The following is a 24,258-nucleotide window of genomic DNA, read 5'->3' as shown; positions in this document are numbered from 1 at the left end:
GCAAATGTCCGGGGCTAATGGCTGGCCCCTTTTCACAGCAGGTTCAGATATGTCCGCATTCTACACCAGCCGCAGGGTGCGCAGCACGGCTTCACGCAGGGCTTCCCCCGCTTCACGTCCGGCAATACCTTCCGCAAGCCGGAGCTTCTTGCCATCCACCTTGGCATACAGGGTCATGTACTCGGTCTTGCGGCCATTACTGGTGCTGCTCATGCCACTTTCCAGCACCAGCTGGTCGGCGCTAAGCAGCTGTCCTTCGCGGCGGAACAACACAATACCCAACCAGCGCCGTTGATTGCGCACCTCCCCGCCACGCACCCAGGCATCCAACCGACGCGCCAGGGTATACAGGGTAGCAAGCACCATCGGGTAACCAATCAAACCGAAAATACTGCCCATGATATACAGCATGAAGCCTTCTTCTGCGGCCTGAATAAACAGGAAGGTGCCCACTGCAGCAAAGGCACAGCCAAACACCAGCAGCCCCAGCTTCATGCCCAGGTTGCGGCCAGCCCGACTGATCAGGTGCAGGCCCTCACTCGTCTGCTCTACCTCAATTTGCTGGTTGGCTGACTCCAGCGCATCCATTTTACGATCTCGCTGGTCCGCTTCTACATGAGAGTCAGGCAGTTCATAGCGGCTAGAGCCACTGCCCGCTTCCACGGGCACGTCCCAGCTCCGCTTAAGCGCCCGTCCCTGAACCTGGCCATCCAGCTCCACACGCCAACGAATCCAGTCCTTTCGCCCACTCACACTCCGATCGCGCTCTCGCGTGGCCGGCTGATCCGCTGGTGCATCGAAACAAAATTGGATCTCGGTGCCACTTTGAACGGGGCGACACCAAGCCCGCTGCCGGTTCTGCCAGCGGATGCTTTCACGGGTTTTGCGGTCTTTTCCAGAACCGCTGTAATAACAACGGATACAGCTAAGCCAGACCGTCACCGACTGCTCAGCGGACAAGGCGCGACCCAGCTGAATTGACCCGCCAACCTGTCCGCCGGCCTGGCCCGGTTGCGGATCCAGCGCCAGAGGGGTTGGACCAAAGAACCGGTAGTTATTGCGCATTCTCAAGCCCGCCAAAGCGATTCCAGCCCCGGCAAGCGGAAACAGAAGGACCAGCAAAATCATATAATTGCCACGGCTGACTTCCTTCCAGACCTCCAAATAGGCAGGAGACGGCAACAGAATAAACACGGCGCCAAAGCCCACCATAAGCCAGTGACCCGATTTCTCTCGGCTGCTGTATTGACCCGTCCCAGAGACCGTCTGAGGGTCTCTTCCCCTACGCATCAAGTACATCACCCCTGCACCCACCAAGGCAAAAACGCCGCCGAAGGTCAGCCCGAAAATGAGTGTGCTCCAACGAAAGGTTCGATCCAGATACGCCTGGGTTGGGTTGGACGGGTTCACCCAGGCTTGCAAGGCACGGTTGCTGGCACGGGCACGATCCAGCCGGCTGCTAAGCTGTTGCCAATAGTCACCCACATTATCACTGCCGCTATATAGCCCGACCTGATCGCTGGTGAAGGTCTGCCCCTGGAAGGAATACCGGTAACGGGCGGTGACGCTATAGGTGCTAGACCCATCAGAACGATGACGATGAAGTTCACTGCTAAGCACCGTGGCCGGCACCCGCTCCCACTGACCAGACAGCAGATACTTACCGACAGGGAGCAGCCCCACATACACCATCACCGCTAGCCCAGCGAATAGAAAAATGCCGCCAAACAGATACCCGCCAACGCCCGCTTTTTTATTCTCGTTTTGCTCTTCTATCGACAAAATACGATCCCCCCGTGATCAAACCCCAAAGCAACGCACCACTGACCGCACCATAAAGATGGGCGTTCACATACACCCGACCATCAATCCACCCTTGCAGGTAATCCACGTCATAGCCCGGCAAGTGCTCACTGATAATGCGCCCGATAATGACCGCCAACACGACTGAGTGCAGCACCGGATTCCCCCTCCACCCCATGAGCAAACAGAGCACCAGCAGCCCATGCAAGATACCCGACAGCCCCACATAATGTTGCAGTTGCGGATCCAATATCAGCAAAGCGACACCAGTGGTAATGCCACAGAACAACAGCCATGCCCACAAGCGGGCACGATCCAGTAAATCTTCAAAAAAATAGCCACATAGCAACAGCCCGCTCAAATTCAGCAGCAAATGCCAATGATTCAGATGCACAAGATGGCACGTAAGAATCCGCCACCACTGCCCCTGCTCAATCGCAACGCGATCGAATGCCAGCCAGGGGTTCACCCAGGAAGAGGCCAGCCCCAGCACAATCATCACGACCACCAACCAGGCGAAGTGCGGACGGAGTTTTTTATCTCTGGGTTGCATGCTATTGCCTCTCGAGGATGAACGGGTATTAAGCCACAAGCCACAAGGCATGAGATACAAGCCGCAGGATGGACGTGTACAAATTCTGACAGGGCGAAACCCGGGACCTAAATAAGCGGCACAACGCATCCGTTAGCGGCATGACCGCGACATCGAACCCGGCGGCAGCTTATAGCCTGAAAATTGTCTATGTCCTAAAAAAAGAAAACCCCGCACAAGGCGGGGTTCTCTTTGGAGCGTGTTAAGCGCTGATGATTGTCGGGTAAGGAGCGACCATTACTGGCCCCCCCTCCCCTAAGAACCGTACATGCGAGTTTACCCGCATACGGCTCAAGCCTTTGTTAACCCATCCCGAAGGATGAGCCAGCATCACAGTATTAGCGAGAGCGGGTACCGAGATTATTCTTTCGCTTACGTCTCGATTGGTCTAGTACCCAGTACTCGACTTCAAGGTCGTAAGCTTACGTCGGTCTACTCAGCACCCATCACAGTCAAACCCCCAAATAGCGTTGGGGCCAGTCCGCAGAAGGGGGCACAGCCCCCAGCTACGTACTTCCTACTAGCTCTCCATCTTTGGTCCCCTTCTGACCGACACCTAAAGCGCTATCTCCAGGCGAAGTTTGGGGACATTCAAAAGTTTGGTCAAAGTATGACCCTCCATTCGAACGCCCTTGGGGATCAAGGACACCACATATTGTATTTCAACACCCATCTATCATCAACATATTGATTTCGAGTGCAGTTGCCGATGGCAGTTCGGATGCAGCAACACCAGATTATCCAGCTTATCGGTACCGCCCTTATGCTGTTCGATCACGTGGTGGATGTTCCACCCGGTTTCCCGTGTGATCAGTTCGCGACAACAAGGACAGCGCTTCTCCTGCCGGAGCCAAAGCTGTAGCAACTTGGACTTCCCTTTCTCGCTGTTCTTCCAGAGATACGCCAGGCGTTCCTCGAAATAACCAGCAAAGGTGGGGTCATACCGTGTCGCTTCGGCCTTGATCTTGATATGCCTTTTGATGGGCACATCACTGGCGTAGCACAACGCATACCGCTTGCCTGTTGGGTCCATGCCCTGGAATGTCCAGCTGCGCTGGCCGAGGGGGCGAAAATACTTGTTCTTCACCCACCGCTTCCGTCGATTGAGATGACGTCGGCGGCACCATTGCCACAGCATCTTCCAGATCCGATAGTCCACATAGTTGAACGTCGCTTTCGAAACCACGTGCCGATGGTAGTTCGCCCAGCCTCGAATCTTGGGATTCAGAGTCTTGACGATCCACCACGCAGGCATGGTCTTGTGCGTGTCCAACACCGACTTCACCTCGGCCAGAAACCGCTTCACGTTCTGTTGGGCAGGCTTAATCAAGCACTTCCCTCCATACTTGCGAATGTTCTGACCCAGAAAGTCGAACCCTTCCTCCACATGCGTCACCACCGTCTTCTCCGCGGACAATGCAAGCCCCCGCTCCGCCATAAAGGCTTCGACGATGGGCCTGACCTCCCTCTCCAGCAGCTCTCTCGAGATACCGGAGACAACGAAGTCGTCGGCGTAGCGCACGTAGTTGACCTTGGTCCGGTAGCTGGCTTTGGTGTTACGCTGCCCGAAAGCAGCTTCTAGCACTTCTTCCAAACCATCCAGAGCCATGTTGGCCAAAACCGGCGAGATAATACCGCCCTGAGGCGTTCCCGCGTGGGTCGGGTGTGTCCTACCGGATTCCATGAACCCGGCTTTCAGCCATTTCCCGAGCACTGCCTTGTCCATAGGGACATGGGACAGCAGCCAGTCATGGCTTATGTTGTCGAAACAACCCTGTATATCAGCCTCCAGCACCCACTGCGCCGAGCTTTTGCGACCAAGCACAACAAAACATTGCTCGATTGCGTCCGCCGTAGCGCGCATGGGCCGGAAGCCATATGAGTTACGATCCGCCGTGGTCTCGGACACCGGTTCCAGAGCCAGCAGGTATAACGCCTGCATGGCCCGGTCGTGCATCGTCGGTATTCCCAAGGGACGGCGTTTGCCGTTGGCCTTCGGAATCCAAACCCGCCGGAGCGGACGCGGCTTGTAGCCGTGCCGTTTCAGACGGTGGATCGCTTCCCATTTTGATGCTGGATTGTCCCAGCATTCGCCATCGACACCCGGAGTCTTGCGACCCCGGTTTTCAGTGACCCGTTTTACCGCCAAGGCTTTGGCGGCGAACGAGCGGACTAGCAAGCGTTGCAGGGCTTTCACCCTCCTCCACTGCTGTTCCCGTGCTGCTTTCGCGATACGAGCCTGTAACCTCCTCACCCGACGATGACTGGTTTCCCAATCAATCATGTGCCAACTGGTGGCAGGGTGGGAGAATGCAGGCATCAATAGCGATGCGTTCATCTTGCTATCCTCCTCAGATTGGAACCCGAGAAGGCGCAGACGCATTTCCCCTGAGGGCGCAGTCCACACCCTCAGGGCACATTGTTTAACCGGGCAACAAGAGACTTGTTACGTCGGCATTCTTTCTGGCGGTTTTACCTGCCTTCACGCGATCAAAGACCAGATGGAAGTCTGCACGCTTTCGCGTCGGGGCAAATCTCGAACCCCTATCCCACCCATTACAGGCAAGCATTCGCTTTCTCCATCCTCCTTTACCCGCACCTCCATCAGCTTCCCTTGCGGTCCACCTGCCTGATGGATCCAGGCGAAGATACGGGCTTACCGTGTTCCGAGTCTGTCACACGAACGGGTTAGGTCCTGCCTATCCACCGGTGGCTCAGTGTCGACGTATCCCCAGATGTAAGAGGGATAGCCAGCCACACACCATTTTGGTCGAAGCCTGTCAGCAACTTTGGCTCCATGCGGTTGACGGTGTTTATCAGCAGTTCACTTACGTTGACCCTACCGTCCAGCCTAGCGTCTCATCCGCCTGTTGCTGGCAGAATCCCCGGCAACCCTCACGGGCAAACCAGACCACAGAGTGGGACTACATTGTCAGGGCGCTTCGCACCTTGCCGTTACCAGCAACGCACTGCCCATAGGCTACTGTTGGTCGAACAACAGGTTTCGCTTTCACACCTAGTCGCTGCGTGAACGAAACAATGACAGAAACGGCTTACACCGAGAGGTGCCAGCATGTTCTTCCAGACACAGGAATCCGCGTTTTATGGCCGAGGCCAAGAAACGTTTGAGGGCAGGAAGCCCAAGAGGATTAAATGCACGGGAAAAGCAATGGAGGCATGCAAACGCATACCCCCACCACTTCTCGGATGCACATTCATCGGTCTTCACCGAATAAACGTTCATCCCATTAGCATGGGAAGCCGTTTAGCCAGACAAGGTCCAGCTGGGTATTACTCCCCTAAGGGAGATACCCGGCGCCGGATCGAAGACCCGATCACCGGGTAAGGAATACGCTATTTTCTGCGGTTAATTGGGAGCGGAGCCCCCGAAGTAGCCCGCAAAGGCTAGCGACCTCGCGACTTCACGTCGCACTACATCATGCCGCCCATTCCGCCCATTCCACCCATGCCGCCCATGTCTGGGGCGCCGGCACCGGCGTTTTCTTCCGGCTTGTCCGCCACCATGGCTTCGGTGGTGATCATCAGGCCAGCAATGGAGGCCGCGGCCTGCAGAGCAGAACGGGTCACTTTGGCGGGATCGAGAATACCCATTTCCAACATGTCACCGTATTCACCGGAGGCTGCGTTGTAGCCGTAGTTACCTTTGCCATTACGCACTTCCTGCACAATCACGGATGCTTCCGCGCCGGCGTTATAGGCGATCTGGCGAAGCGGCATTTCCAGCGCACGGAAAGTCAGGGCAATACCGGCGTTCTGCTCGTCGTTGTCACCTTTGATGGTGCCAACATTGGCTAGAGCGCGAACCAGAGCAACACCACCGCCCGGTACCACACCTTCTTCTACCGCAGCACGGGTAGCGTGCAGAGCATCGTCAACGCGAGCTTTCTTCTCTTTCATTTCAATTTCGGTGGCAGCACCGATCTTGATTACCGCAACACCGCCGGCCAACTTGGCCACGCGCTCTTGCAGTTTTTCTTTGTCGTAGTCAGAGGAAGAGTTTTCGATTTCCTTGCGGATTTGCTCCACACGGCCATCGATATCTGCCTGCTGGCCAGCGCCATCAACAATGGTGGTGTTTTCCTTGTCGATGTTCACTTTCTTGGCGGTACCCAGATCTTCCAGGGACGCATTTTCCAAGCTCAGGCCCACTTCTTCGCTGATGACGGTGCCGCCGGTGAGGATGGCGATATCTTGCAGCATGGCCTTGCGACGATCACCGAAGCCCGGCGCCTTCACAGCGGCACACTTGATGATGCCGCGCATGTTGTTCACTACCAGGGTAGCCAGCGCTTCGCCTTCAATGTCTTCAGCGATAATCAGCAGCGGCTTGCCTGCTTTAGCCACATTTTCCAGGGCTGGCAACAGCTCACGGATGTTGGAAATCTTCTTGTCCACCAACAGGATGTACGGGTCTTCCAGTTCGACCTGCATCTTTTCCTGGTTGTTGATGAAGTAAGGGCTCAGGTAACCGCGGTCAAACTGCATACCTTCAACCACGTCCAGCTCGTTCTGCAGAGACTGGCCTTCTTCAACAGTGATAACCCCTTCCTGGCCCACTTTTTCCATGGCCTGGGCGATGATCTCACCAACAGATTTGTCGGCGTTGGCAGAGATAGTACCTACCTGCTCAATGCTCTTGGTGTTGTCGCACGGAGTAGATAGCTTTTTCAGCTCTTCCACTACGGCCGCAACGGCCTGATCGATGCCGCGCTTCAGGTCCATGGGGTTCATGCCCGCGGTTACGGACTTCAGGCCTTCGTTCACGAACGCCTGAGCCAGCACGGTGGCGGTGGTGGTGCCGTCACCCGCTTCGTCGTTGGCCTTGGAAGCCACTTCCTTGACCATCTGCGCACCCATGTTCTCGAACTTATCTTCCAGTTCGATTTCGCGGGCAACGGAAACGCCATCTTTAGTGATGGACGGGGCGCCGAAGGATTTTTCCAGCACCACGTTACGGCCTTTCGGGCCCAAAGTTACTTTGACGGCGTCTGCCAGAATGTTGACGCCTTTAGCCATACGTTGACGAGCTTCGTCACGGAACAAAATTTCTTTAGCCATGTTTCTATACCTCTGCAATTCTGTACCCAGTAATGGGCTGAATGCCCTTGCGGGCGTTCGATGTCTGTCTGGAGCGGAACTGGGTTACCCTGGCTATTCGCCTTAAGCGCTGAGCCTTGCAACCCTTGGCCTTCGCAACTTAGTCTTCGACGACGGCCAGAATTTCAGCTTCGCTCATGATCAGCAGCTCTTCGCCTTCCACCTTCACGGTGCTGCCGGAGTATTGGCCGAAGATCACCGTATCACCGGCTTTTACGTCCAGCGGACGCACATCGCCATTTTCGGTGATTTTGCCATTGCCAACGGCGATAACTTCACCACGGGACGGCTTCTCGGCAGCGGAACCAGGCAGCACAATACCGCCAGCAGATTTGGTTTCTTCCTCTTCACGGCGAACCAGCACGCGATCATGCAAAGGACGGATGCTCATTTTTCCTTAAACTCCCAGTTAGTTCTTCGACACCCGAGTCGGCACAATGGCCGGACTCAATAGTCAGAATTAGCACTCTCATGAGTGGAGTGCTAATCATAGTAAGGACACCAGAACAGTCAACAAGAAATACCGGCACTGACCAATGATTCCCTTTGCCTGCCTGTTGGCCGTGGAATGGGGTCGCCACGGCGGGATTCAAGAGCTGGAGAGGAAAAAATCTCCCGGAACAGATCCCCGCGCCACGGCTACACTGCGCTTGCGCACGGCACCGGGCGGATACCGTCAATCATGCCGCGCTCTGCCAGCCACTGTGCTGTCCGCCCTCCATACCAACGGCGCCACCGCACTGCCGTGCCAATAAATACACAATCGGGCTTCTGCTTCCTGGTGCATTCAACGCCCGCTCATCCGTTTCCCGTTTTGCTGCAGGCCTGAGCAATCCGGTCATTGGCCTGCCTCCTGCGCCTCACCATAATCCGTTGCACCATGAACCGACACTGTAAGGAATCACCATGGAATTGAACCAGAAAGTGATTGTTGTAACCGGCGCCGGCCGTGGCTTGGGCCGTGGCATCGCCACCTTTTTTGCTGGTAAAGGCGCCCGGCTAGCCTGTGTGGATCTTAACCAGGAAGACTTGGATGCCACCGTAGCCGCCTGCGAAGCGGCCGGTGGCGAAGCACGCGCCTACCTGGCCAATGTGGCCAAAGAAGAAGAAGTGGAAGCGCTGTTCAACAATGTGGTGGCCGATTTCGGCACCCTGCACGGTCTGGTCAACAACGCGGGCATAACCCGCGATGGGCTACTCATTAAAGCCAAAGAAGGTGAATTGATCAGTAAAATGAGCTTGCAACAATGGCAAGCCGTGATCGACGTGAACCTGACAGGGGTGTTCCTGTGTGGCCGGGAAGCCGCCGCCAAAATGGTGGAAACCGGCGTCGAGGAAGGCGTGATCGTGAACATTTCATCCCTGGCCCGTCATGGCAGCTTTGGCCAAAGCAACTACTCTGCTGCCAAGTCAGGGGTAGCGGCCATGGCCGAGGTGTGGGCGAGAGAACTGGCCCGCTACAACATCCGCACCGGGGCGGTAGCACCGGGCACCATCAATACCGACATGCTAGCAGCCATGAAACCGGAAGCCCGCGATCGGTTGGTGCAGGCGGTACCGCTCAAGCGCTTGGGTGAAGCGGAGCACATTGCTCGCAGTGTGGCCTTCATTTTCGAGACCGACTATTTCACCGGTCGCTGCATCGACATGGATGGCGGTCTGCGCTGAGCGGCAAGCCAGCATGCTGTTCTGGCTAAATAAAAGGGCAAGCCTTCGCGGCCGCCCTTTTATTTTTTCCGTTTTCCCTTGTAGCTTGAAGCTTGTCGCTTGAGGCTATAGCCCCATGAATCCAGAATTCCGAGAGGCTGTTTACCAAATTATTGCGGCCATCCCACCGGGCAAAGTCAGCAGTTATGGCGCCGTGGCTCGCCAGGCAGGCTTTCCGCACCATGCTCGTTTTGTCGGCCGGTTGATGAGCCAGTTACCCGAGGATACCCGTCTGCCTTGGCACCGGGTGTTGCGCTCCGACAGACACATTGCCTTAGTCGGCACACCCGCAGGGCAGATTCAAATACAACGGTTACGTGACGAAAATATTCCGGTAATAAATGATCGCGTGCCCAAGCCTTATTTTCTTGTCCCACAATGAACCTAAATCGCTCCGCAGGAACAAAGCGTCTATGATGAGTCTTTTCCTCATCAGCAATACCCGCTAAGAGCCCTATGCCCTCACAATCTTCTAGCTGGCAGCAATCCCTAAAGGCCTTCCTGCACCCCCGTGTGGCGACCATGTTCTTTTATGGTTTTTCAGCGGGTATTCCTCTGCTACTGATTTTTTCCTCGCTATCACTATGGCTACGCGAAGCCGGCATCGACCGTTCCACTGTCACCTACTTCAGCTGGGCAGCGCTGGCGTATTCATTTAAGTTTCTCTGGGCACCACTGATTGACCGCTTGCCTGTGCCAGCCCTTACGCGCTGGCTAGGCCGACGGCGGGCCTGGTTGCTGGTGGCACAACTGGCCGTTGCCGCTGCTATTTTCAGCATTTCCCTGGTCGACCCAACCCAACCTGGCGCCCTGAATTTGATGGCCTTTGCGGTAGTGCTGCTGGGCTTCACCGCCGCTACCCAGGATGTGGTGATCGATGCTTACCGGATTGAATCTGCCGGAGCGGAATTGCAGGCGATGATGTCTTCGTCCTATATCGCCGGCTACCGCATCGGCATGCTCACCTCCGGAGCCGGCTCACTGGTGTTGGCCAGCTGGCTCGGCTCCACCAGTGAGTCTTACCGCTATGCCGCCTGGCAAAACACCTATGCCCTCATGGCGCTAACCATGCTGGTCGGTGTCATCACTACCCTGATCATTCGTGAGCCGGCCAATCCCAGACCTTCAAACGCACACTACAGCAGCCGCCAATACCTCAAGTTCTTAACCCTGTTTGTGGCGGGCATCGCCGCCTTCGTGACGGTGTACGTGCTCACCGCTGGAGCGGCCTCCGCACTGCGGCAAACGCTGACTGACGCGATGAACAACGGCGCCTTATCCGGCCTGGTGGTGGAAACCCTTAGGTTGGCTCTGGCAATCACTCTGGTGGCCGCATTACTCAAGACACTCTCCCTAACCCCGCTATATGACAAACAACTGGTGCAAGAAAGTTACCTCGACCCAGTGAAGGATTTTTTCCAGCGTTATGGCAAACGCTTGGCGCTGTTGCTGCTGGTTTTCGTAGGGTTTTATCGCGTTTCCGATATTGTCCTTGGCGTTATTTCCAACGTCTTCTTTGAAGACATGGGTTTCACCAAAACCGAAATTGCCGGGGTGGTAAAAACGTTTGGTTTGTTCATGACTATCGCCGGTGGTTTTCTGGGCGGCCTGCTGGCCATGCGTCACGGTGTCATTCGGGTACTTTACCTCGGCGCCTTTCTCACCGTAGCCACCAACCTGCTGTTTCTGTGGCTGGCTTATGCAGGCCACGATATCCGCATTCTCTATGCGGTGATCTCCGCCGACAACCTAACCGCGGGCCTGGCCAGTGCCGCCTTTGTGGCCTTCCTGTCCCAGCTCACAAATGTGTCCTTCACTGCCGTGCAGTACGCTATCTTCAGCTCATTGATGACCTTGTTACCGAAAACCATTGGCGGGTATTCCGGCAGCATGGTGGACAATTTGGGCTACCCGGGCTTTTTCCTACTGGCCAGCCTGATGGGCGTGCCAGTGCTAGGCCTGATCTATCTGATCCAGCGACATAGCGCCTTTAAGGACTAACCCCACCATAAAAAGACTCGGCAATCACCAGGATACCCTGCGGCCCATGGGGCTGCTCTGTCGCCTGCAGTAAAGATCACTTTACGCTGATCATCCATTAGCCCCAGCATCACCATGGCCGTCTCAACAGGCATCAAAAACCCGAAGATAATGCTCGACCAGGCCCGCCTGGAACTGAAGCGGCGCTGGCGGAAAAGCATATCGCGGCCAGCGCAAATAGCTTACGGCTTGCTTCGCATTAGAAACCATCAGCGGTTTACCCTTACAGTACGGGGCAACACGTTTGCTAGACACAGAGAAAAATCTCCTTTTCCTTCACTACAGGGCTTACTATTTCTCCATGACTGAACCTCTTCCCCACTGGTATCTGCTCGGTGCCGGCAACATGGGCACACTAGCGGCTTGGTATCTGACCCGTGCCGGGCATACCGTCAGCGTGGTCACCAATAGCCCGCGATTACCACTGCAAAAGCAGCTTATCTTTGCTAATCAACGCATGTCGCTCACCCTGCCCTGCGTCAGCCCAGCCGAGCTGCCCCCCGCCATTAAACATGTGCTGGTAGCCAGTAAAACACCGTACACGGACTCGGCGTTACAGAGGGTGAAAGGCCATCTCAACAACGAGACACAGGTGCTGCGCTTCCAAAATGGGGTAGGCGCGCTGGATGGTCGGCTCCCTTCAGGCTCCGTCATGCTGGAAGCAATTACCACCAGTGCAGTAAAAGGGCAATCGCCACAGCACACCATCGTGGCGGAAAATGTCACATGGATCGGCGGCACTGCGCAACCACCTGAATGGTTTGAAGGCCTTCAAATTCACTGGCCCAACCTGCACTGGGAAGCGGACATACGCCTAGTTCAATGGAGGAAACTGGTGGCTAACGCGGTGATCAATCCGCTCACCGCCTTTTACGATATACCTAACGGCGCACTCATGAACGACCCCGCCCTGCTAGACCAAGCCCGAACCCTGTGCAGCGAAGCCGACGCCCTGCTGGCAATACTAGACTCGCAGTGGCCTGGGGATTCATTCACGGCCGTGCTAGAGGTGATCCGCGATACAGCCGACAACACCTCTTCCATGCGCGCAGATTACCAACGAGGTGCCACGACGGAAATCGAGGCCATCAATGGCTGGTTACTCTGCCAAGCGAAAAACCAGGGCATGGACCTGCCCAGCCATCGCCGGCTAGTTGAGGCGCTCACATCCACGCCCTAGCGGACGATTGCAAAGCCCTTTGCATGTGCATGCTCAGCCATTCAGATTGACTCACAATCTATACTTCTTCAGGGCACAACGCGCGATGCAACACACACGCTCCCCGTCTTCAGGACGCGCCAAGTGTGCAAAGGGCTTTTCAACAGCCTGCTGAGCGCCAACCTCTGGTAAGCTCCCCTGCGAGAAGGTCTCATTGTTCGGAGGATAAATGTTCACTCGCTGCTCTATTCACCAACGCGCGCTTTTTATACCCGCAGCTGCCAGCTTGCTATTAACTGTCCCGCTTGCGGGTATCGCCAACGAAGCCGACAGCACATCGGACACCGCTCCCGGCCGCCATGCTCTGGGCACCGTAAAGGTCAGTGGCGCCAGCAACAACAGCTTGGCGGGTGAACTCCCCACCGGCACCGTGGTGATCGACCGAGAAGCCATCGACAGCCTACCGGCAACAAACCTTGCGGAAGTGCTGGACAGCGTTGGCGGTCTGCAAAGCAGCCGCCTGTATGGCATCAACGGCAGCAGAACCAGTGTAGACCTGCTCGGTTTCGGCGCCACTGGTAACCAAAACACCCTGATTCTGTTAAACGGTCGTCGGCTATCCAACATCGATCAAGCCCCGCCGCAACTAACCGGCCTCCCCCTTGCGGCCATTGAGCGCATCGAAGTGTTGCCTGGGGCCGGAGCCGCCCTGTACGGCAACGGCGCTGTAGGCGGGGTGGTTAACATTGTTACCCGCCGCCACTACCGCAATAGTGCCGGGGTGGAAATCCATAGCGGCAGTTACAGCAACGTGGGCGGCAATGTTTATGCCACCGGCAGCCATGACAACGTGAGTGGAGCCGTGGCCCTGAGCACGCAGGACAGCGACAGCTATCGGGACAACAACGCCCTGCGCAACGACAGCGCCTTCGCCGATCTGCGTTACCATCAAGACCGCTTTGAAGCGTATTTCACTGCCAACGGCGAGACACAATCCCTGGACCTACCCGGTGGCCGCGATCCACGAGCATTCAACAATGACCCGCAAGGCGCCGATACCCCCAACGATGAGGCCGAACAGGAAAGTTACTGGCTGATGCCTGGCATACGTATTGGTATGGCCGGCAACACTGCCCTAACCCTGGACGCCAGCCGCCGCCGTCAAACCCAGGAATACCGCTACCCCTCCGGCGGTTTCAATGGTGAATCCGTGGTCGACAGCTACAGCTTTACCCCCAAGCTAGAAGGCCAGACCGCCACCGGCAGCGCTATCCATAACTGGACCTTAGGCTTCGATCTGCACGAATACGATTACACCAGCCGCACCAATTTCGGCGATCGTGAGCTAGAACAGAGCCAGCGTGCTTGGTACGTGCATAACCTGGTTAGCCTAACCCCGAAACTGTCTGTCAGCGCCGGCGCCCGCCATCTGGAAAGTACGCTCAGCGGAGAAGGTGCCGACAAGGAACAAGACGGTGAAATGTACGAGGGGGGCATCCGTTATACGTTCACTGGCAACTTAGCCCTTTTCGCCGGCGCCCAGCGCAGTGTGCGAATCGCCAACGTGGATGAGCTTTCGCCCTTTAATCCGCCCGCTGATCCACAAACTGGCCACAGTTACACCACCGGGGCCAGCTGGTCGCAAGGACGTCAGCATTCCACCCTCACCTTCTGGCGTGCCGAAATCGATAACGAAATTGTTTACGACCCCATCGCTTTCGCCAACCGCAATCTGGATGATCGGACCATTCATAAAGGCGTTAGTATCAACTCCCATTGGCAGCTGGATAAAGATATCACCTTCACCGCTAATGCCAGCGCCCAACAAGCCCGCTTTGATGGCGGACCATTCAGCGGCAACGATGTGCCCCTGGTACCCGAACACACCATGAAGTTAATCGCCGACTGGCAGGCGCTATCCTGGCTATCCGCCCAGATCAGTCACCGCTATGTGGGCGACCGACACTACGATGCTGACCTGGACAACGAATACCGCAAGTTGGACCACTATCGCACCACTGATCTGCAACTGACTGCCCGCTATCGCAAACTCTATCTCAAAGCCGGTGTCTACAATCTGGAAGATAACGTGAACGCCGACTACGGTAACTACAATCCGGCCAGCAGCAGCGCGGTACTCTACCCGCTGCCAGAACGCCATTACCGAGTTGCACTGGGCATGGAGCTGTAATGAGTGACACCAACAAAACCCGCATCAACCGGGTTATAACCCGCACCGGCGATGCCGGCGAAACCGGACTGGCCGACGGCTCTCGAGTAAGCAAACATGACCCTCGCATTGTGGTTCTCGGCGAGCTCGACGAACTGAATAGCGCCCTTGGGGTGTTACGCGCACGCCCGCAAGATGCAGATTTGGATGCGTTGTTGGGTTTAATACAGCAAATGCTGTTCGACATCGGCAGCGAACTGGCGATTCCCGGCCACAGGGTAATTGATGATCATGACCTGGTAGAGATGGAATCCCAAGCCGATACTATTAATGCCGAACTGCCACCACTGAAAGAGTTTGTCCTTCCTGGTGGGCACCCTGATGCCGCCTGGTGCCACCACTGCCGCACTGTGGCACGCCGACTGGAACGCCACGTGATAGCCCTGCGCGACGCCGACGAAGACGCGGTCAATCCCGTAAGCCAGGCGCTGATCAACCGGCTTTCCGACCTGCTCTTTGTCATGGCACGGCTGATCAACCTACGCCACGAGCACCCTGAAACTTTGTGGGTCCCCAAAGCGGACCGCTAACAGCGCGCCACATGCCCGATGCTTGAGGCCAAACATGAAAAAAAGAGCGCCCATTCCTGTGCGTTTCTTTACCTGGCTTCAGGCGTGTGGCTTTGTATTATGGAAAGATTGTGCAAACCGGCCCACCTCTAACGCTAGCGCGCTACACTGAATGCCCTGACTGATGATGTAGCGCCATGGGCATTCGCAATAAACTGTTTCTGATTTTCCTGGGCACCTTTCTGGTTCTTATCCTAGCCGCCAGCGGATTCTATTATCTGTCTTTCGTGCGTAGCCTCGACACTTACTTGGACGAACGCCAGCAATCCCAAGTGGAACGTCTAGCCAATCACCTGGGCAACCTGTACCAACAGCAGGGCTCTTGGCAATTTCTTCGCGATGACCCCCGTCGCCTCAAACGGCTTTACTGGCTAGCCGGGGATCGAGAGGAAGGAAAAGACGAGCGCGGCGATCACCGCCGCCTGCAATTGCTCGATGCCCACAAGCGTGTGCTGTTTGGCCCGCCTGCCCCGGAAAAATACCGTATTGACGTTCCTATCCAAGATAATAGCCGCATCGTGGGCTATCTAACCTACCCAGATCAGGAAGCTATTCGCGACAAACTAGACCGCCGCTTCATAGGCCGGCAACTTCGTTTTGCCCTGTGGATGCTCTGTGTGGGGCTTGCCTTATCTCTACTGGTCTCCTGGCTGCTGGCCCGCCATCTGGTGGCACCAATTCTGGCGCTCTCACGCCATACAAGAGAATTACAGGAAGGTAATTACGACTCTCGCCTGGCCAGTGATCGCCGGGATGAGCTCGGCACCTTGACCCGCCAGGTCGACCAGCTCGCCGAGCGGCTCGATCAGGGCCAACAGGCGCGTCAGCGTTGGTTCTCAGATATCGCCCATGAACTGCGCACTCCGGTAGCCATTCTGCAAGGCGAGCTAGAAGCACTTTGCGATGGCATACGACCATTGAATCAGGAAAGCCTGAAAGGATTAGAAAGTGAGGTCGCTCAACTTACCCACCTGATTAACGACCTACACGACCTGGCATTGGCCGACGGAGGCAATCTACGCTACCAGTTCCGTTTGGAAGACCTGAGCAGCCTAATAGAAGACGTTCTCGACAGTTATCAAAGTTCGTTCGCACAACGTGGTATCACCTGTAAAACCAACTTACCCGACCAAGCTCTGATCCAGCAGGATCCTGTGCGCCTACGTCAGTTACTGGATAACCTGTTCCAGAACAGCCTCAAGTACACCGCCGACGGCGGCGAGCTATCGGTGTCCCTGAGCAAACAGGAAGACAATACCTGGCAATTGACGGTGGACGACAGCGCACCTGGCGTCTCCGACGATGCCCTACCTAAACTGTTTGATCACTTGTACCGAGTTGAGAGCTCGCGCAATCGCCGCACCGGCGGGTCGGGCCTGGGACTGGCCATTTGCCAACGCATTGTCCAAGCCCATGGCGGAGTGCTTCATGCAGAGCACAGCCCTCTGGGTGGGGTTCGTATCCATATTTCGTTACCGGGACATGCCCTATGAGCCACATCCTGATCGTAGAAGATGAGCCTCGCCTGTCACAACTTGTGGCAGATTATCTACATCACGCTCATTTTCAGACAAAACAAACAGACAGCGCCAAAGCTGCCATGGCCATGGCCCATGAGCAGTCCTTTCAAGCGATCATACTAGACTTGATGCTACCCGACGGAGATGGCATGGAGGTGTGCAAGACCATCCGCCAGCACAGCAATGTACCGATTATTATGGTCACTGCCCGGGTTGATGAAGTGGACCGGCTACTGGGGCTAGAACTGGGCGCAGATGATTACATCTGCAAACCCTTCAGCCCTCGCGAACTGGTGGCCCGGGTGAAAGCGGTGCTACGACGCGCCAACCCCGAATCCCCCGAACAAGAGCACAGCTTGCAACTGGACGAGGAACGCTACGAAGCCATTCTCAAACAGCCACAGGGCCAGCAACGCATTGGCCTTACCGCTATTGAATTTGCCTTGCTGAGCACTCTCTCTCGCCAGCCCGGCCGTATCTGGTCCCGAGACCAGCTAATGGACGAGATATACAACGATCACCGCGTGGTTTCCGACCGCACCATCGACAGCCATATTCGTAAATTGCGCCGTAAACTCAGCGACGGCGATGAGCAGTCCCATGACTGGATTGGCAGTGTATACGGGGTAGGGTATCGGCTAGAAACACCATAACGGCCCCAAGGTTCGAACCTCAAACTGCACGTTAAAACGCCCATCCTGGATTTTGTACTTTTCTACACTGAGGCCGCGCCCAACTCTGGGCGAGGCCTCAGTGGTTGTGATCATGAAACTGATCATCGTATTGTAGCGTAACGTGAGGGTGTAGCTGCTTCTTCCTTTTTTCCTGCATATTCCTTGCACCTTTTTACGCAATACTCTTTCCATCACATTCAACGGCTCAATTAGAGTCACAAGGAGAAAGCCCCATGAAAAAGATCGCTATCGTTGTTCTAGCTATTTTTGCCACATCCGCTTTTGCCATGGGTCCCGGTCACCGGGGCGGTGAAAAAATGGTGGAACACATGACCAAGAAACTGGAACTGACCGAGTCACAAAGTGCCGAACTGAGCACCCTCTTTAAAGAGCAGGGCGAAAAAAGGAAGGCCCTGCATGATGAAACCCAAGAAAAGATCAACGCTCTACTCACCCCAGAGCAGCAGGAAAAACTCAAGCAGATGAAAGAAAAACGTGAAAAGCGTGGCGACGATCGCCGCGAAAAAAAGGAAAAACGTTAACCCTTTGCTTTTAGTGCACTTTAAAAAAGGCCTTCACACGAAGGCCTTTTTTTATTCCTCTTGGCTACGTTTGCCAGCTCAATTACAACAATGCCTGGCGCATATCCGTTAATAACTGGCTCAAATAAGTCGTAAATCGTGCGGCTGCTGCACCATCAATGACTCGATGATCGTAAGACAGGCTCATTGGCAGTATTAACCGCGGCTGGAACTCACTCCCATCCCAGACCGGCTGCATATCGGAGCGGCTGACGCCGAGAATCGCCACTTCCGGCCAGTTTACAATCGGGGTGAACGCCGTACCGCCAATCCCCCCCAAAGACGAAATACTGAAAGTCCCGCCCTTCATGTCCGCAGGGGTCAGCTTCCGATTACGGGCTTTCTCTGCCAGTTCGTCCATTTCCTGAGCAATCGCCTTTAGCCCTTTTTTATCCGCATCCTTGATCACCGGCACAACCAATCCATTAGGTGTATCGACTGCGATACCAATATTGATATACCGCTTTTCAATCAATGCTTCGCCGCTATTTTCCAAAGAGCTGTTAAACCGTGGATATTCCTTTAACGCCCGTGCACAGGCCGCTACTAGGAAAGCCAACATGGTGAGCTTTACCCCTTCACGTTCAAGACGCTTGTTCTGGCTCTTACGAAACGCCTCCAAGTCGGTGATATCCGCATTGTCATGCTGGGTTACATGGGGAATAGTCAACCATGAACGGGTCAGATTCTGCGCCGACACCTTGCGCAGCTTGTTCAACTCAACGCGTTCAATTTCACCAAACTGGCTGAAATCGATTTCTGGCAAGTCTATCGCCATTCCACCCGCTGAGCCCCCGCTCTGTGGCCCCTCCAAACGCTGCTTCACATAGGCATGCACGTCATCTTTGAGGATGCGATCTTTCGGGCCAGTGCCGCTGACCTGGGACAAATCCACCCCCGTTTCCCGGGCCAATTTGCGTACCGCCGGGCCGGCATGAACGGGGCGGGAAGGCGAGCCACCTGCATCAGAGGGTTGCGCACGGGACGGTGTAGAACCGCTAGAAGAAGCCGTTTCAGGAGAGGAATCCTGCTCTGCCCCATCCTGTTCGCGCTCAGGCTGTGCACTCTCTTCTGCTGCCGGCGTACCGGTAACGGCAAGGGTAATCAACGCATCACCACTACCAACCTTATCGCCGACACTAACGTTAACGGATTCCACCTTGCCGGCTTTTGGTGAGGGAATTTCCAAAGACGCCTTGTCTGATTCCACCACTACGATGATTTGCTCTTCATCAAGCTCATCCCCCACGGCCACATTCACTTCAATGATCTCTGCGGCATCAATGTCGCCCAGATCCGGCACCTTTACGGTTTCCGATCTACTTGCAGCCGGCTCGGCAGCCTTATCCGCATTATTGTCTGAAGTGGACTTTGTCTGCTTCTCCGATGCATTTTCATTCTGCGTCTGCGAACTAGCATCGTTGGTTTTACCGCCCTTGGCGGTCTCGTTTTCTGACTCAGAGTCCGATACATCTTCGGCGCTATCGGTAGCGTCACCGTCGGCGACCTCCAGCTCCATTACTGCATCGCCCTCCTTAACCCTGTCACCCACCTTTACACTAATAGAAGCCACCTTCCCGCCCTGGGGCGCCGGCACTTCCACCGTGGCCTTATCAGATTCAAGCACGATAATCGTGTCTTCAGCGCTAATGGTATCGCCGACGTTAACCCTGATCTCGATGATATCAACAGGATCACTGCTGCCCACATCGGGAACATATATTTGCGTTTTACTCACACCTTAACTCCTTATGGTGAGATCACTGATCGGTAATCAGTGACGGGGGCGATTAATGCATCACCGGATAGGGTTTATCCGTGTCAATGCCGTATTTCTCGATGGCCTGTTTTACTAGCCCTACCTCAACTTTGCCCTCTTTGCGCAGGGCATTAAGAGCGGCCAGAACCACGAAGTAACGATCGACTTCAAAGAAGTGACGCAACTTCTGGCGCGAATCACTGCGCCCGAATCCATCCGTTCCTAGAACCGTGTAGGGCGCGTTCACCCAGGGACGAATCTGGTCGGCATAGGCCCGCATGTAATCCGTTGAAGCAATCACCGGACCACTACGACCATCCAGGCATTTTTCTACCCAGTTTGCCGGACGCTCCTCTTCCGGGTTGAGCATCTCATCGCGGTCCATTTTCAGGCCTTCACGGCGCAGTTCGTTAAAGCTGGTCACACTCCACACATCAGCCGCAACGTCAAAATCTTCCCGTAGCAGTTCTGCCGCCGCTTCCACTTCACGTAAAATCGTACCGCTTCCCAGCAGCTGCACTTTAGGGCTTTTCTTGGTCTTCGCTTTACCTTCGCGCAACAGATACATGCCCTTGCGGATACCTTCTTCGGCCCCCTCGGGCATGGCCCCATGAATGTAGTTTTCATTCATCAACGTCAGGTAATAAAACACCCGTTCGTTATCCTCATACATGCGTCTGAGGCCATCTTGAAGAATCACCGCTAGCTCATAACTGTAGGTGGGATCGTAGCTGACACAGTTGGGTACCGTGCTGGAAAGAATATGACTGTGACCATCCTGATGCTGCAGACCTTCACCGTTAAGCGTAGTGCGCCCTGCTGTGGCCCCCAATAGAAAACCCCGTGCCTGTGAATCCCCTGCTGCCCAGGCCAGGTCGCCCACCCGCTGAAAGCCGAACATGGAGTAATAGATATAGAACGGAATCAGGGTAAAATTATGAACGCTATAACTGGTAGCTGCAGCAAGCCAGCCGGACATGGCGCCGGCCTCATTGATCCCTTCTTCAAGAATTCGGCCCTTCTTTTCTTCCCGGTAATACATAATCTGGCCGGCATCTTCGGGTTCGTATTTTTGCCCCCCAGAGGAATAAATACCTAGTTGGCGGAACAGACCCTCCATACCAAAGGTGCGTGCTTCATCGGGCACAATAGGCACCACCCGATCACCAATCTGCTTATCCTTGATCAGGGTGCTCATCATGCGCACAAAGGCCATGGTAGTGGAAATTTCACGGTCACCACTCCCTTCCAGAAAGTTGGCAAATACATCCAGCCCAGGGATGGTTAACTGCTGACTCGCTTTGCGTCGACGCACAGGCATGTAACCACCCAATTTGTCGCGCTGCTCCTTCATGTAACGCAGCTCCGGGGAATCATCCGCTGGACGATAATAGGGAACATCTTCTAGCTGTTCATCGGTGAACGGCATATCGAAACGGTCTCGGAAATCCTTCAGGCTCTCCAAGTCCAGTTTCTTCATTTGGTGAGCCTTGTTCACCGCTTCACCGGCACCGGTGGCGTAGCCTTTAACCGTTTTGGCCAGAATCACCGTCGGCTGACCCGTATGGTTCACCGCTTCATGATAGGCCGCATACACCTTGAACGGGTCGTGGCCACCCCGGTTCAGTCGATACACATCGTCGTCACTCATGTGCTCAACCAGTTTCTTTAGCTCCGGATTCTCACCGAAAAAGTGTTCGCGGGTATAAGCCCCGCCATTTTTCTTATACGCCTGATACTCGCCGTCCACACATTCTTCCATGCGGCGGCGCAACAGGCCCTCGCTGTCTTTTTCCAACAACGGATCCCACAAACGCCCCCACACGACCTTGATAACATTCCAGCCCGCACCACGGAACACACCTTCCAGTTCCTGAATGATCTTGCCATTACCGCGCACCGGGCCATCCAGTCGCTGCAGATTACAATTCACCACAAACACCAGGTTATCCAGCTTCTCTCGGCCTGCCAGGCCAAGAGCGCCGAGGGACTCGGGCTCGTCCATTTCTCCGTCACCAAGAAATGCCCACACTTTGCGGTTATCCTGCTGGATTAATTCCCGATTCTGCAGGTACTTCATGATATGGGCCTGATAAATGGCCTGAATCGGCCCCAGCCCCATGGATACAGTGGGGAATTGCCAAAAGTCCGGCATCAGCCAAGGGTGCGGGTAAGACGAAAGCCCTTTACCATCCACTTCTCGGCGGAAATTATCCAACTGCTCTTCACTGATACGCCCTTCCAAGTAGGCCCGCGCGTACACGCCCGGTGCCGAATGTCCCTGAAAGAACACCAAGTCGCCCTCGTTTTCTTCACTGGGGGCACGGAAGAAATGGTTAAACCCCACATCATAAAGCGTGGCCGAGGAGGCAAAGGAAGCAATATGCCCACCCAGCTCATCATCGTTATCGATGTTCGCTCGCATGACTGTGGCCATGGCATTCCAACGGATCAGAGAGCGAATGCGGCGCTCCATGAACATGTCACCGGGAATGGCGGCTTCGTCTTTGGGGGCAATCGTATTCAGGTATGGCGTATTGAGGTGGGTACGATAAACGCCCTGCTCTTGGGCTTCGTTGGTAATGACGTCGAGTAACCAGGCTGCTCGCTCCGGGCCCTCGCGCTCGACCACCGATTCTAGGGCTTCGAGCCACTCTCGGGTTTCTGCCGGATCAACGTCATCAAAAAAACTACGTTTTTGCATGGGCGTGCGTCCTTTTTCGCGTTGCCAAGCGCCGTCGCAGGATCACTGCAACGACGCTAAAAAGAGGCCCAAAGGGTGGCTGGGCCTGAGACTTGTGGTGTCGCTGTACCGGAGGCTAAGCAGCATGACTGCCGCGTTACCGGTGACGCTTTATACTAGCGCTGCAGACCGGTTGTCGGTCAAGCTGGCCAGTGGCGAGAACGTTTAACCAGCACAATATGCTGACCATTTTTCCAGTTATTTCACTACCTTGAACCCGGCGCCAGCAAACGTAAATTCGACCAATGTCGGTTATTTTGGACCCTTTTTCCCTTCCCATAGGGGCTCTTGAGAAACAGGGTCCTGCTTGCCATTCTCATAGCAGCATAATCCACAGAGCGGCCACAATCAGCCAGATGGCGACACAGCGCAGCAGCAAACCGTGCAGCGCTTCCAGCTGATCCAACGCAATGTTCAGCGTGGCGGGGCAGGCCTCAGAGCTTTCTTCCTGCGCCACATGAGCCACAGACAGAAGCAGCGAAGCAGACGGAGGCAACTGCCACCAACTACCACGCATACGGTTCATCGCCGCACTGAAGTTACCCGCCAGGGCCATGCTGAGGATTAGCAACTGCCGGGGTGGAAGGCTCAACCAGTTATCCAGTGTCTGTTGCCAGACTGGAGCATCTTCTTCTCTGCCATGTCGTCTCTTATGTTGTAACCAGGCATGATTCATCACCACCAAGAACGCGGCACCAAAGCCTAACAAAACCAGCCAGAAAATCGCCACGAACAGCCGCTCCTCACGCGCCAAGATCTGCTCATTCAATTGCTGGTGGTAGGCCGGATCACCGGGCACCCCAGTCACGGAAAATTCGTCAGTAGCCAAGGCCGAAAAGCCATCTGGATCATTCATGCGACCGCGCACCAGTAGCTCATCCACATAACGAAATTCACTGTAACTGCCAAGCAACCAAAGCAACAACAGGATGCCCAGCCCCAAGACGAGCAGCTGGCCCCAGAAACCTGATAACCAGCATGCAGCCCAAGCAATCAGCACAGCAGGCAACAGCACCGCAACCCACCAAACACGAGCCGGCTGGCCAATGCGGCTGCCGCATCGCTGCAACCAACGCTGATGCCGTTCATCATCTGCCAGCAATGTAGACCAACCAAGGTCCATCCGTCGCAACCCCATAACCACAATAAGAACGATAAACTTCATGCTCTTTTCTCCTTAAAATTGGCTAATTCCTGACGATAACGCAACCAGTCGAAGGCAGGGCCCGGATCCGTTTTTCTTCCCGGCGCAATGTGCTCATGGCCAGCAATACGAGCGTCGACAATAGCAGGATAGTGATGCTGCAAAAGTCCCGTAAGCGCAACAAGGGTAACGTACTGGGCGGTTTCATAAGGCATTGTATCGGCACCTTCTAGCTCGATACCGATAGAAAAATCATTACAGTTTTCACGGCCCTGGAACGCCGAGAGCCCAGCATGCCAGGCACGCTTGTCGCACGACACAAACTGCAACAGGCTGCCATTGCGACGAATCAAGAAGTGAGCCGACACCGTCAGCTGGTGGATGGTTTCAAAATAAGGGTGTTGCGCCGGATCAAGACAGTTCTGAAACAACGCCTGGATATGGCCACTACCAAATTGTCCCGGGGGCAAGCTGATGTTGTGAATCACCAGCAGGGAGATATCAGCAGGATCAGGACGATCGTTGAAATTAGGGGAGGGGCACCATTGCGCCTGGTCGACTCGATGTTCGGAAAGGGTAAGCACCCGCGCAAACTCCTCTTGCCTGCGCCTAAGGAAGC

Annotated in this window: 18 protein-coding genes and 1 pseudogene; 10 read left to right on the top strand and 9 right to left on the bottom strand. The window is 55.3% G+C overall.

The window, feature by feature from the left end; all coding sequences use genetic code 11:
* Positions 1-60: 60 nt before the first annotated feature.
* The 5 genes from ABO_RS03290 to ABO_RS03270 form a co-directional block, all read right to left on the bottom strand.
* A complete protein-coding gene (locus ABO_RS03290) occupies positions 61-1,782 on the bottom strand; it encodes a DUF3592 domain-containing protein (protein ID WP_011587922.1) in 1,722 nt (573 codons plus the stop codon).
* Positions 1,754-2,356, bottom strand: a complete 603-nt coding sequence (gene rrtA, locus ABO_RS03285; RefSeq protein WP_011587921.1) for a rhombosortase — start codon at positions 2,354-2,356, stop codon at positions 1,754-1,756. Before rrtA ends, ABO_RS03290 begins: the two co-directional genes overlap by 29 nt.
* Positions 2,357-3,074: 718 nt before the next feature.
* Positions 3,075-4,733, bottom strand: coding sequence for a group II intron reverse transcriptase/maturase (gene ltrA / locus ABO_RS03280; protein WP_011587920.1), 1,659 nt, complete (start codon positions 4,731-4,733; stop codon positions 3,075-3,077).
* A gap of 1,094 nt (positions 4,734-5,827) precedes the next feature.
* On the bottom strand, positions 5,828-7,474 hold the full coding sequence (gene groL / locus ABO_RS03275; protein WP_011587919.1) for a chaperonin GroEL: 1,647 nt from the start codon (positions 7,472-7,474) through the stop codon (positions 5,828-5,830).
* Between the two features lie 139 nt (positions 7,475-7,613).
* The gene (locus tag ABO_RS03270) at positions 7,614-7,904 is read right to left on the bottom strand and encodes a co-chaperone GroES (protein WP_011587918.1); all 291 of its coding nucleotides are present in this window, start codon (positions 7,902-7,904) and stop codon (positions 7,614-7,616) included.
* Positions 7,905-8,419: 515 nt separating this feature from the next.
* On the opposite strand from ABO_RS03270, the gene ABO_RS03265 reads away from it, so the two are divergent.
* The 10 genes and pseudogenes from ABO_RS03265 (at position 8,420) to ABO_RS03220 (ending at position 17,954) form a co-directional block, all read left to right on the top strand.
* The gene (locus tag ABO_RS03265) at positions 8,420-9,181 is read left to right on the top strand and encodes an SDR family oxidoreductase (RefSeq protein ID WP_011587917.1); all 762 of its coding nucleotides are present in this window, start codon (positions 8,420-8,422) and stop codon (positions 9,179-9,181) included.
* A gap of 115 nt (positions 9,182-9,296) precedes the next feature.
* Positions 9,297-9,602: an MGMT family protein gene (locus ABO_RS03260; RefSeq protein WP_011587916.1), complete on the top strand. Its 306-nt coding sequence runs from the start codon at positions 9,297-9,299 to the stop codon at positions 9,600-9,602.
* 74 nt (positions 9,603-9,676) lie between these two features.
* A complete protein-coding gene (locus ABO_RS03255) occupies positions 9,677-11,221 on the top strand; it encodes an AmpG family muropeptide MFS transporter (protein WP_011587915.1) in 1,545 nt (514 codons plus the stop codon).
* A gap of 340 nt (positions 11,222-11,561) precedes the next feature.
* A complete protein-coding gene (locus ABO_RS03245; protein WP_041704874.1) occupies positions 11,562-12,440 on the top strand; it encodes a ketopantoate reductase family protein in 879 nt (292 codons plus the stop codon).
* 208 nt (positions 12,441-12,648) lie between these two features.
* Entirely contained in the window at positions 12,649-14,610 is a 1,962-nt protein-coding gene (locus ABO_RS03240; RefSeq protein WP_011587913.1) for a TonB-dependent receptor plug domain-containing protein, read from the top strand.
* Complete coding sequence (locus tag ABO_RS03235) at positions 14,610-15,179, top strand: cob(I)yrinic acid a,c-diamide adenosyltransferase (RefSeq protein WP_011587912.1); 570 nt, start codon at positions 14,610-14,612, stop codon at positions 15,177-15,179. Before ABO_RS03240 ends, ABO_RS03235 begins: the two co-directional genes overlap by 1 nt.
* Before the next feature lie 176 nt (positions 15,180-15,355).
* Positions 15,356-16,711 carry an ATP-binding protein gene (locus tag ABO_RS03230; protein ID WP_011587911.1) on the top strand — a complete coding sequence of 452 codons (1,356 nt, stop codon included), beginning with the start codon at positions 15,356-15,358 and terminating at the stop codon, positions 16,709-16,711.
* Positions 16,708-16,986, top strand: a pseudogene (locus ABO_RS14685) (response regulator); the annotation flags it as partial. The gene ABO_RS03230 and the pseudogene ABO_RS14685, both read left to right, overlap by 4 nt.
* A gap of 45 nt (positions 16,987-17,031) precedes the next feature.
* Positions 17,032-17,391, top strand: a complete 360-nt coding sequence (locus tag ABO_RS14680) for a winged helix-turn-helix domain-containing protein (protein ID WP_369796371.1) — start codon at positions 17,032-17,034, stop codon at positions 17,389-17,391.
* A 254-nt stretch (positions 17,392-17,645) separates the two neighbouring features.
* Positions 17,646-17,954, top strand: a complete 309-nt coding sequence (locus ABO_RS03220) for a hypothetical protein (RefSeq protein WP_011587909.1) — start codon at positions 17,646-17,648, stop codon at positions 17,952-17,954.
* 82 nt (positions 17,955-18,036) lie between these two features.
* On the opposite strand, the gene aceF is transcribed toward ABO_RS03220, so the two are convergent.
* From aceF to ampD, 4 genes are all read right to left on the bottom strand, one after another.
* On the bottom strand, positions 18,037-19,731 hold the full coding sequence (gene aceF / locus ABO_RS03215) for a dihydrolipoyllysine-residue acetyltransferase (protein ID WP_011587908.1): 1,695 nt from the start codon (positions 19,729-19,731) through the stop codon (positions 18,037-18,039).
* Positions 19,732-19,783: 52 nt separating this feature from the next.
* Positions 19,784-22,456 carry a pyruvate dehydrogenase (acetyl-transferring), homodimeric type gene (gene aceE, locus ABO_RS03210; protein ID WP_011587907.1) on the bottom strand — a complete coding sequence of 891 codons (2,673 nt, stop codon included), beginning with the start codon at positions 22,454-22,456 and terminating at the stop codon, positions 19,784-19,786.
* A 355-nt stretch (positions 22,457-22,811) separates the two neighbouring features.
* Positions 22,812-23,660, bottom strand: a complete 849-nt coding sequence (locus ABO_RS03205; RefSeq protein ID WP_011587906.1) for a membrane protein — start codon at positions 23,658-23,660, stop codon at positions 22,812-22,814.
* Positions 23,657-24,223 carry a 1,6-anhydro-N-acetylmuramyl-L-alanine amidase AmpD gene (ampD, locus tag ABO_RS03200; RefSeq protein WP_011587905.1) on the bottom strand — a complete coding sequence of 189 codons (567 nt, stop codon included), beginning with the start codon at positions 24,221-24,223 and terminating at the stop codon, positions 23,657-23,659. The genes ABO_RS03205 and ampD overlap by 4 nt, the downstream gene beginning before the upstream one ends.
* Positions 24,224-24,258: the final 35 nt, after the last annotated feature.

Origin of the sequence: Alcanivorax borkumensis SK2, from assembly GCF_000009365.1 — a bacterium.
GTDB classification, from domain to species: Bacteria; Pseudomonadota; Gammaproteobacteria; order Pseudomonadales; family Alcanivoracaceae; genus Alcanivorax; species Alcanivorax borkumensis.
The sequence above is the reverse complement of the archived record's forward strand: the minus strand, read 5'-3'. Positions and strand labels throughout refer to the sequence as shown.

Bases quoted from the DNA above. Each gene is read 5' to 3' on its own strand.
- rrtA (WP_011587921.1), bottom strand. From the start codon at position 2,356: ATGCAACCCAGAGATAAAAAACTCCGTCCGCACTTCGCCTGGTTGGTG.
- ltrA (WP_011587920.1), bottom strand. From the start codon at position 4,733: ATGAACGCATCGCTATTGATGCCTGCATTCTCCCACCCTGCCACCAGT.
- groL (WP_011587919.1), bottom strand. From the start codon at position 7,474: ATGGCTAAAGAAATTTTGTTCCGTGACGAAGCTCGTCAACGTATGGCT.
- ABO_RS03270 (WP_011587918.1), bottom strand. From the start codon at position 7,904: ATGAGCATCCGTCCTTTGCATGATCGCGTGCTGGTTCGCCGTGAAGAG.
- ABO_RS03265 (WP_011587917.1), top strand. From the start codon at position 8,420: ATGGAATTGAACCAGAAAGTGATTGTTGTAACCGGCGCCGGCCGTGGC.
- ABO_RS03260 (WP_011587916.1), top strand. From the start codon at position 9,297: ATGAATCCAGAATTCCGAGAGGCTGTTTACCAAATTATTGCGGCCATC.
- ABO_RS03255 (WP_011587915.1), top strand. From the start codon at position 9,677: ATGCCCTCACAATCTTCTAGCTGGCAGCAATCCCTAAAGGCCTTCCTG.
- ABO_RS03245 (WP_041704874.1), top strand. From the start codon at position 11,562: ATGACTGAACCTCTTCCCCACTGGTATCTGCTCGGTGCCGGCAACATG.
- ABO_RS03240 (WP_011587913.1), top strand. From the start codon at position 12,649: ATGTTCACTCGCTGCTCTATTCACCAACGCGCGCTTTTTATACCCGCA.
- ABO_RS03235 (WP_011587912.1), top strand. From the start codon at position 14,610: ATGAGTGACACCAACAAAACCCGCATCAACCGGGTTATAACCCGCACC.
- ABO_RS03230 (WP_011587911.1), top strand. From the start codon at position 15,356: ATGGGCATTCGCAATAAACTGTTTCTGATTTTCCTGGGCACCTTTCTG.
- ABO_RS03220 (WP_011587909.1), top strand. From the start codon at position 17,646: ATGAAAAAGATCGCTATCGTTGTTCTAGCTATTTTTGCCACATCCGCT.
- aceE (WP_011587907.1), bottom strand. From the start codon at position 22,456: ATGCAAAAACGTAGTTTTTTTGATGACGTTGATCCGGCAGAAACCCGA.
- ABO_RS03205 (WP_011587906.1), bottom strand. From the start codon at position 23,660: ATGAAGTTTATCGTTCTTATTGTGGTTATGGGGTTGCGACGGATGGAC.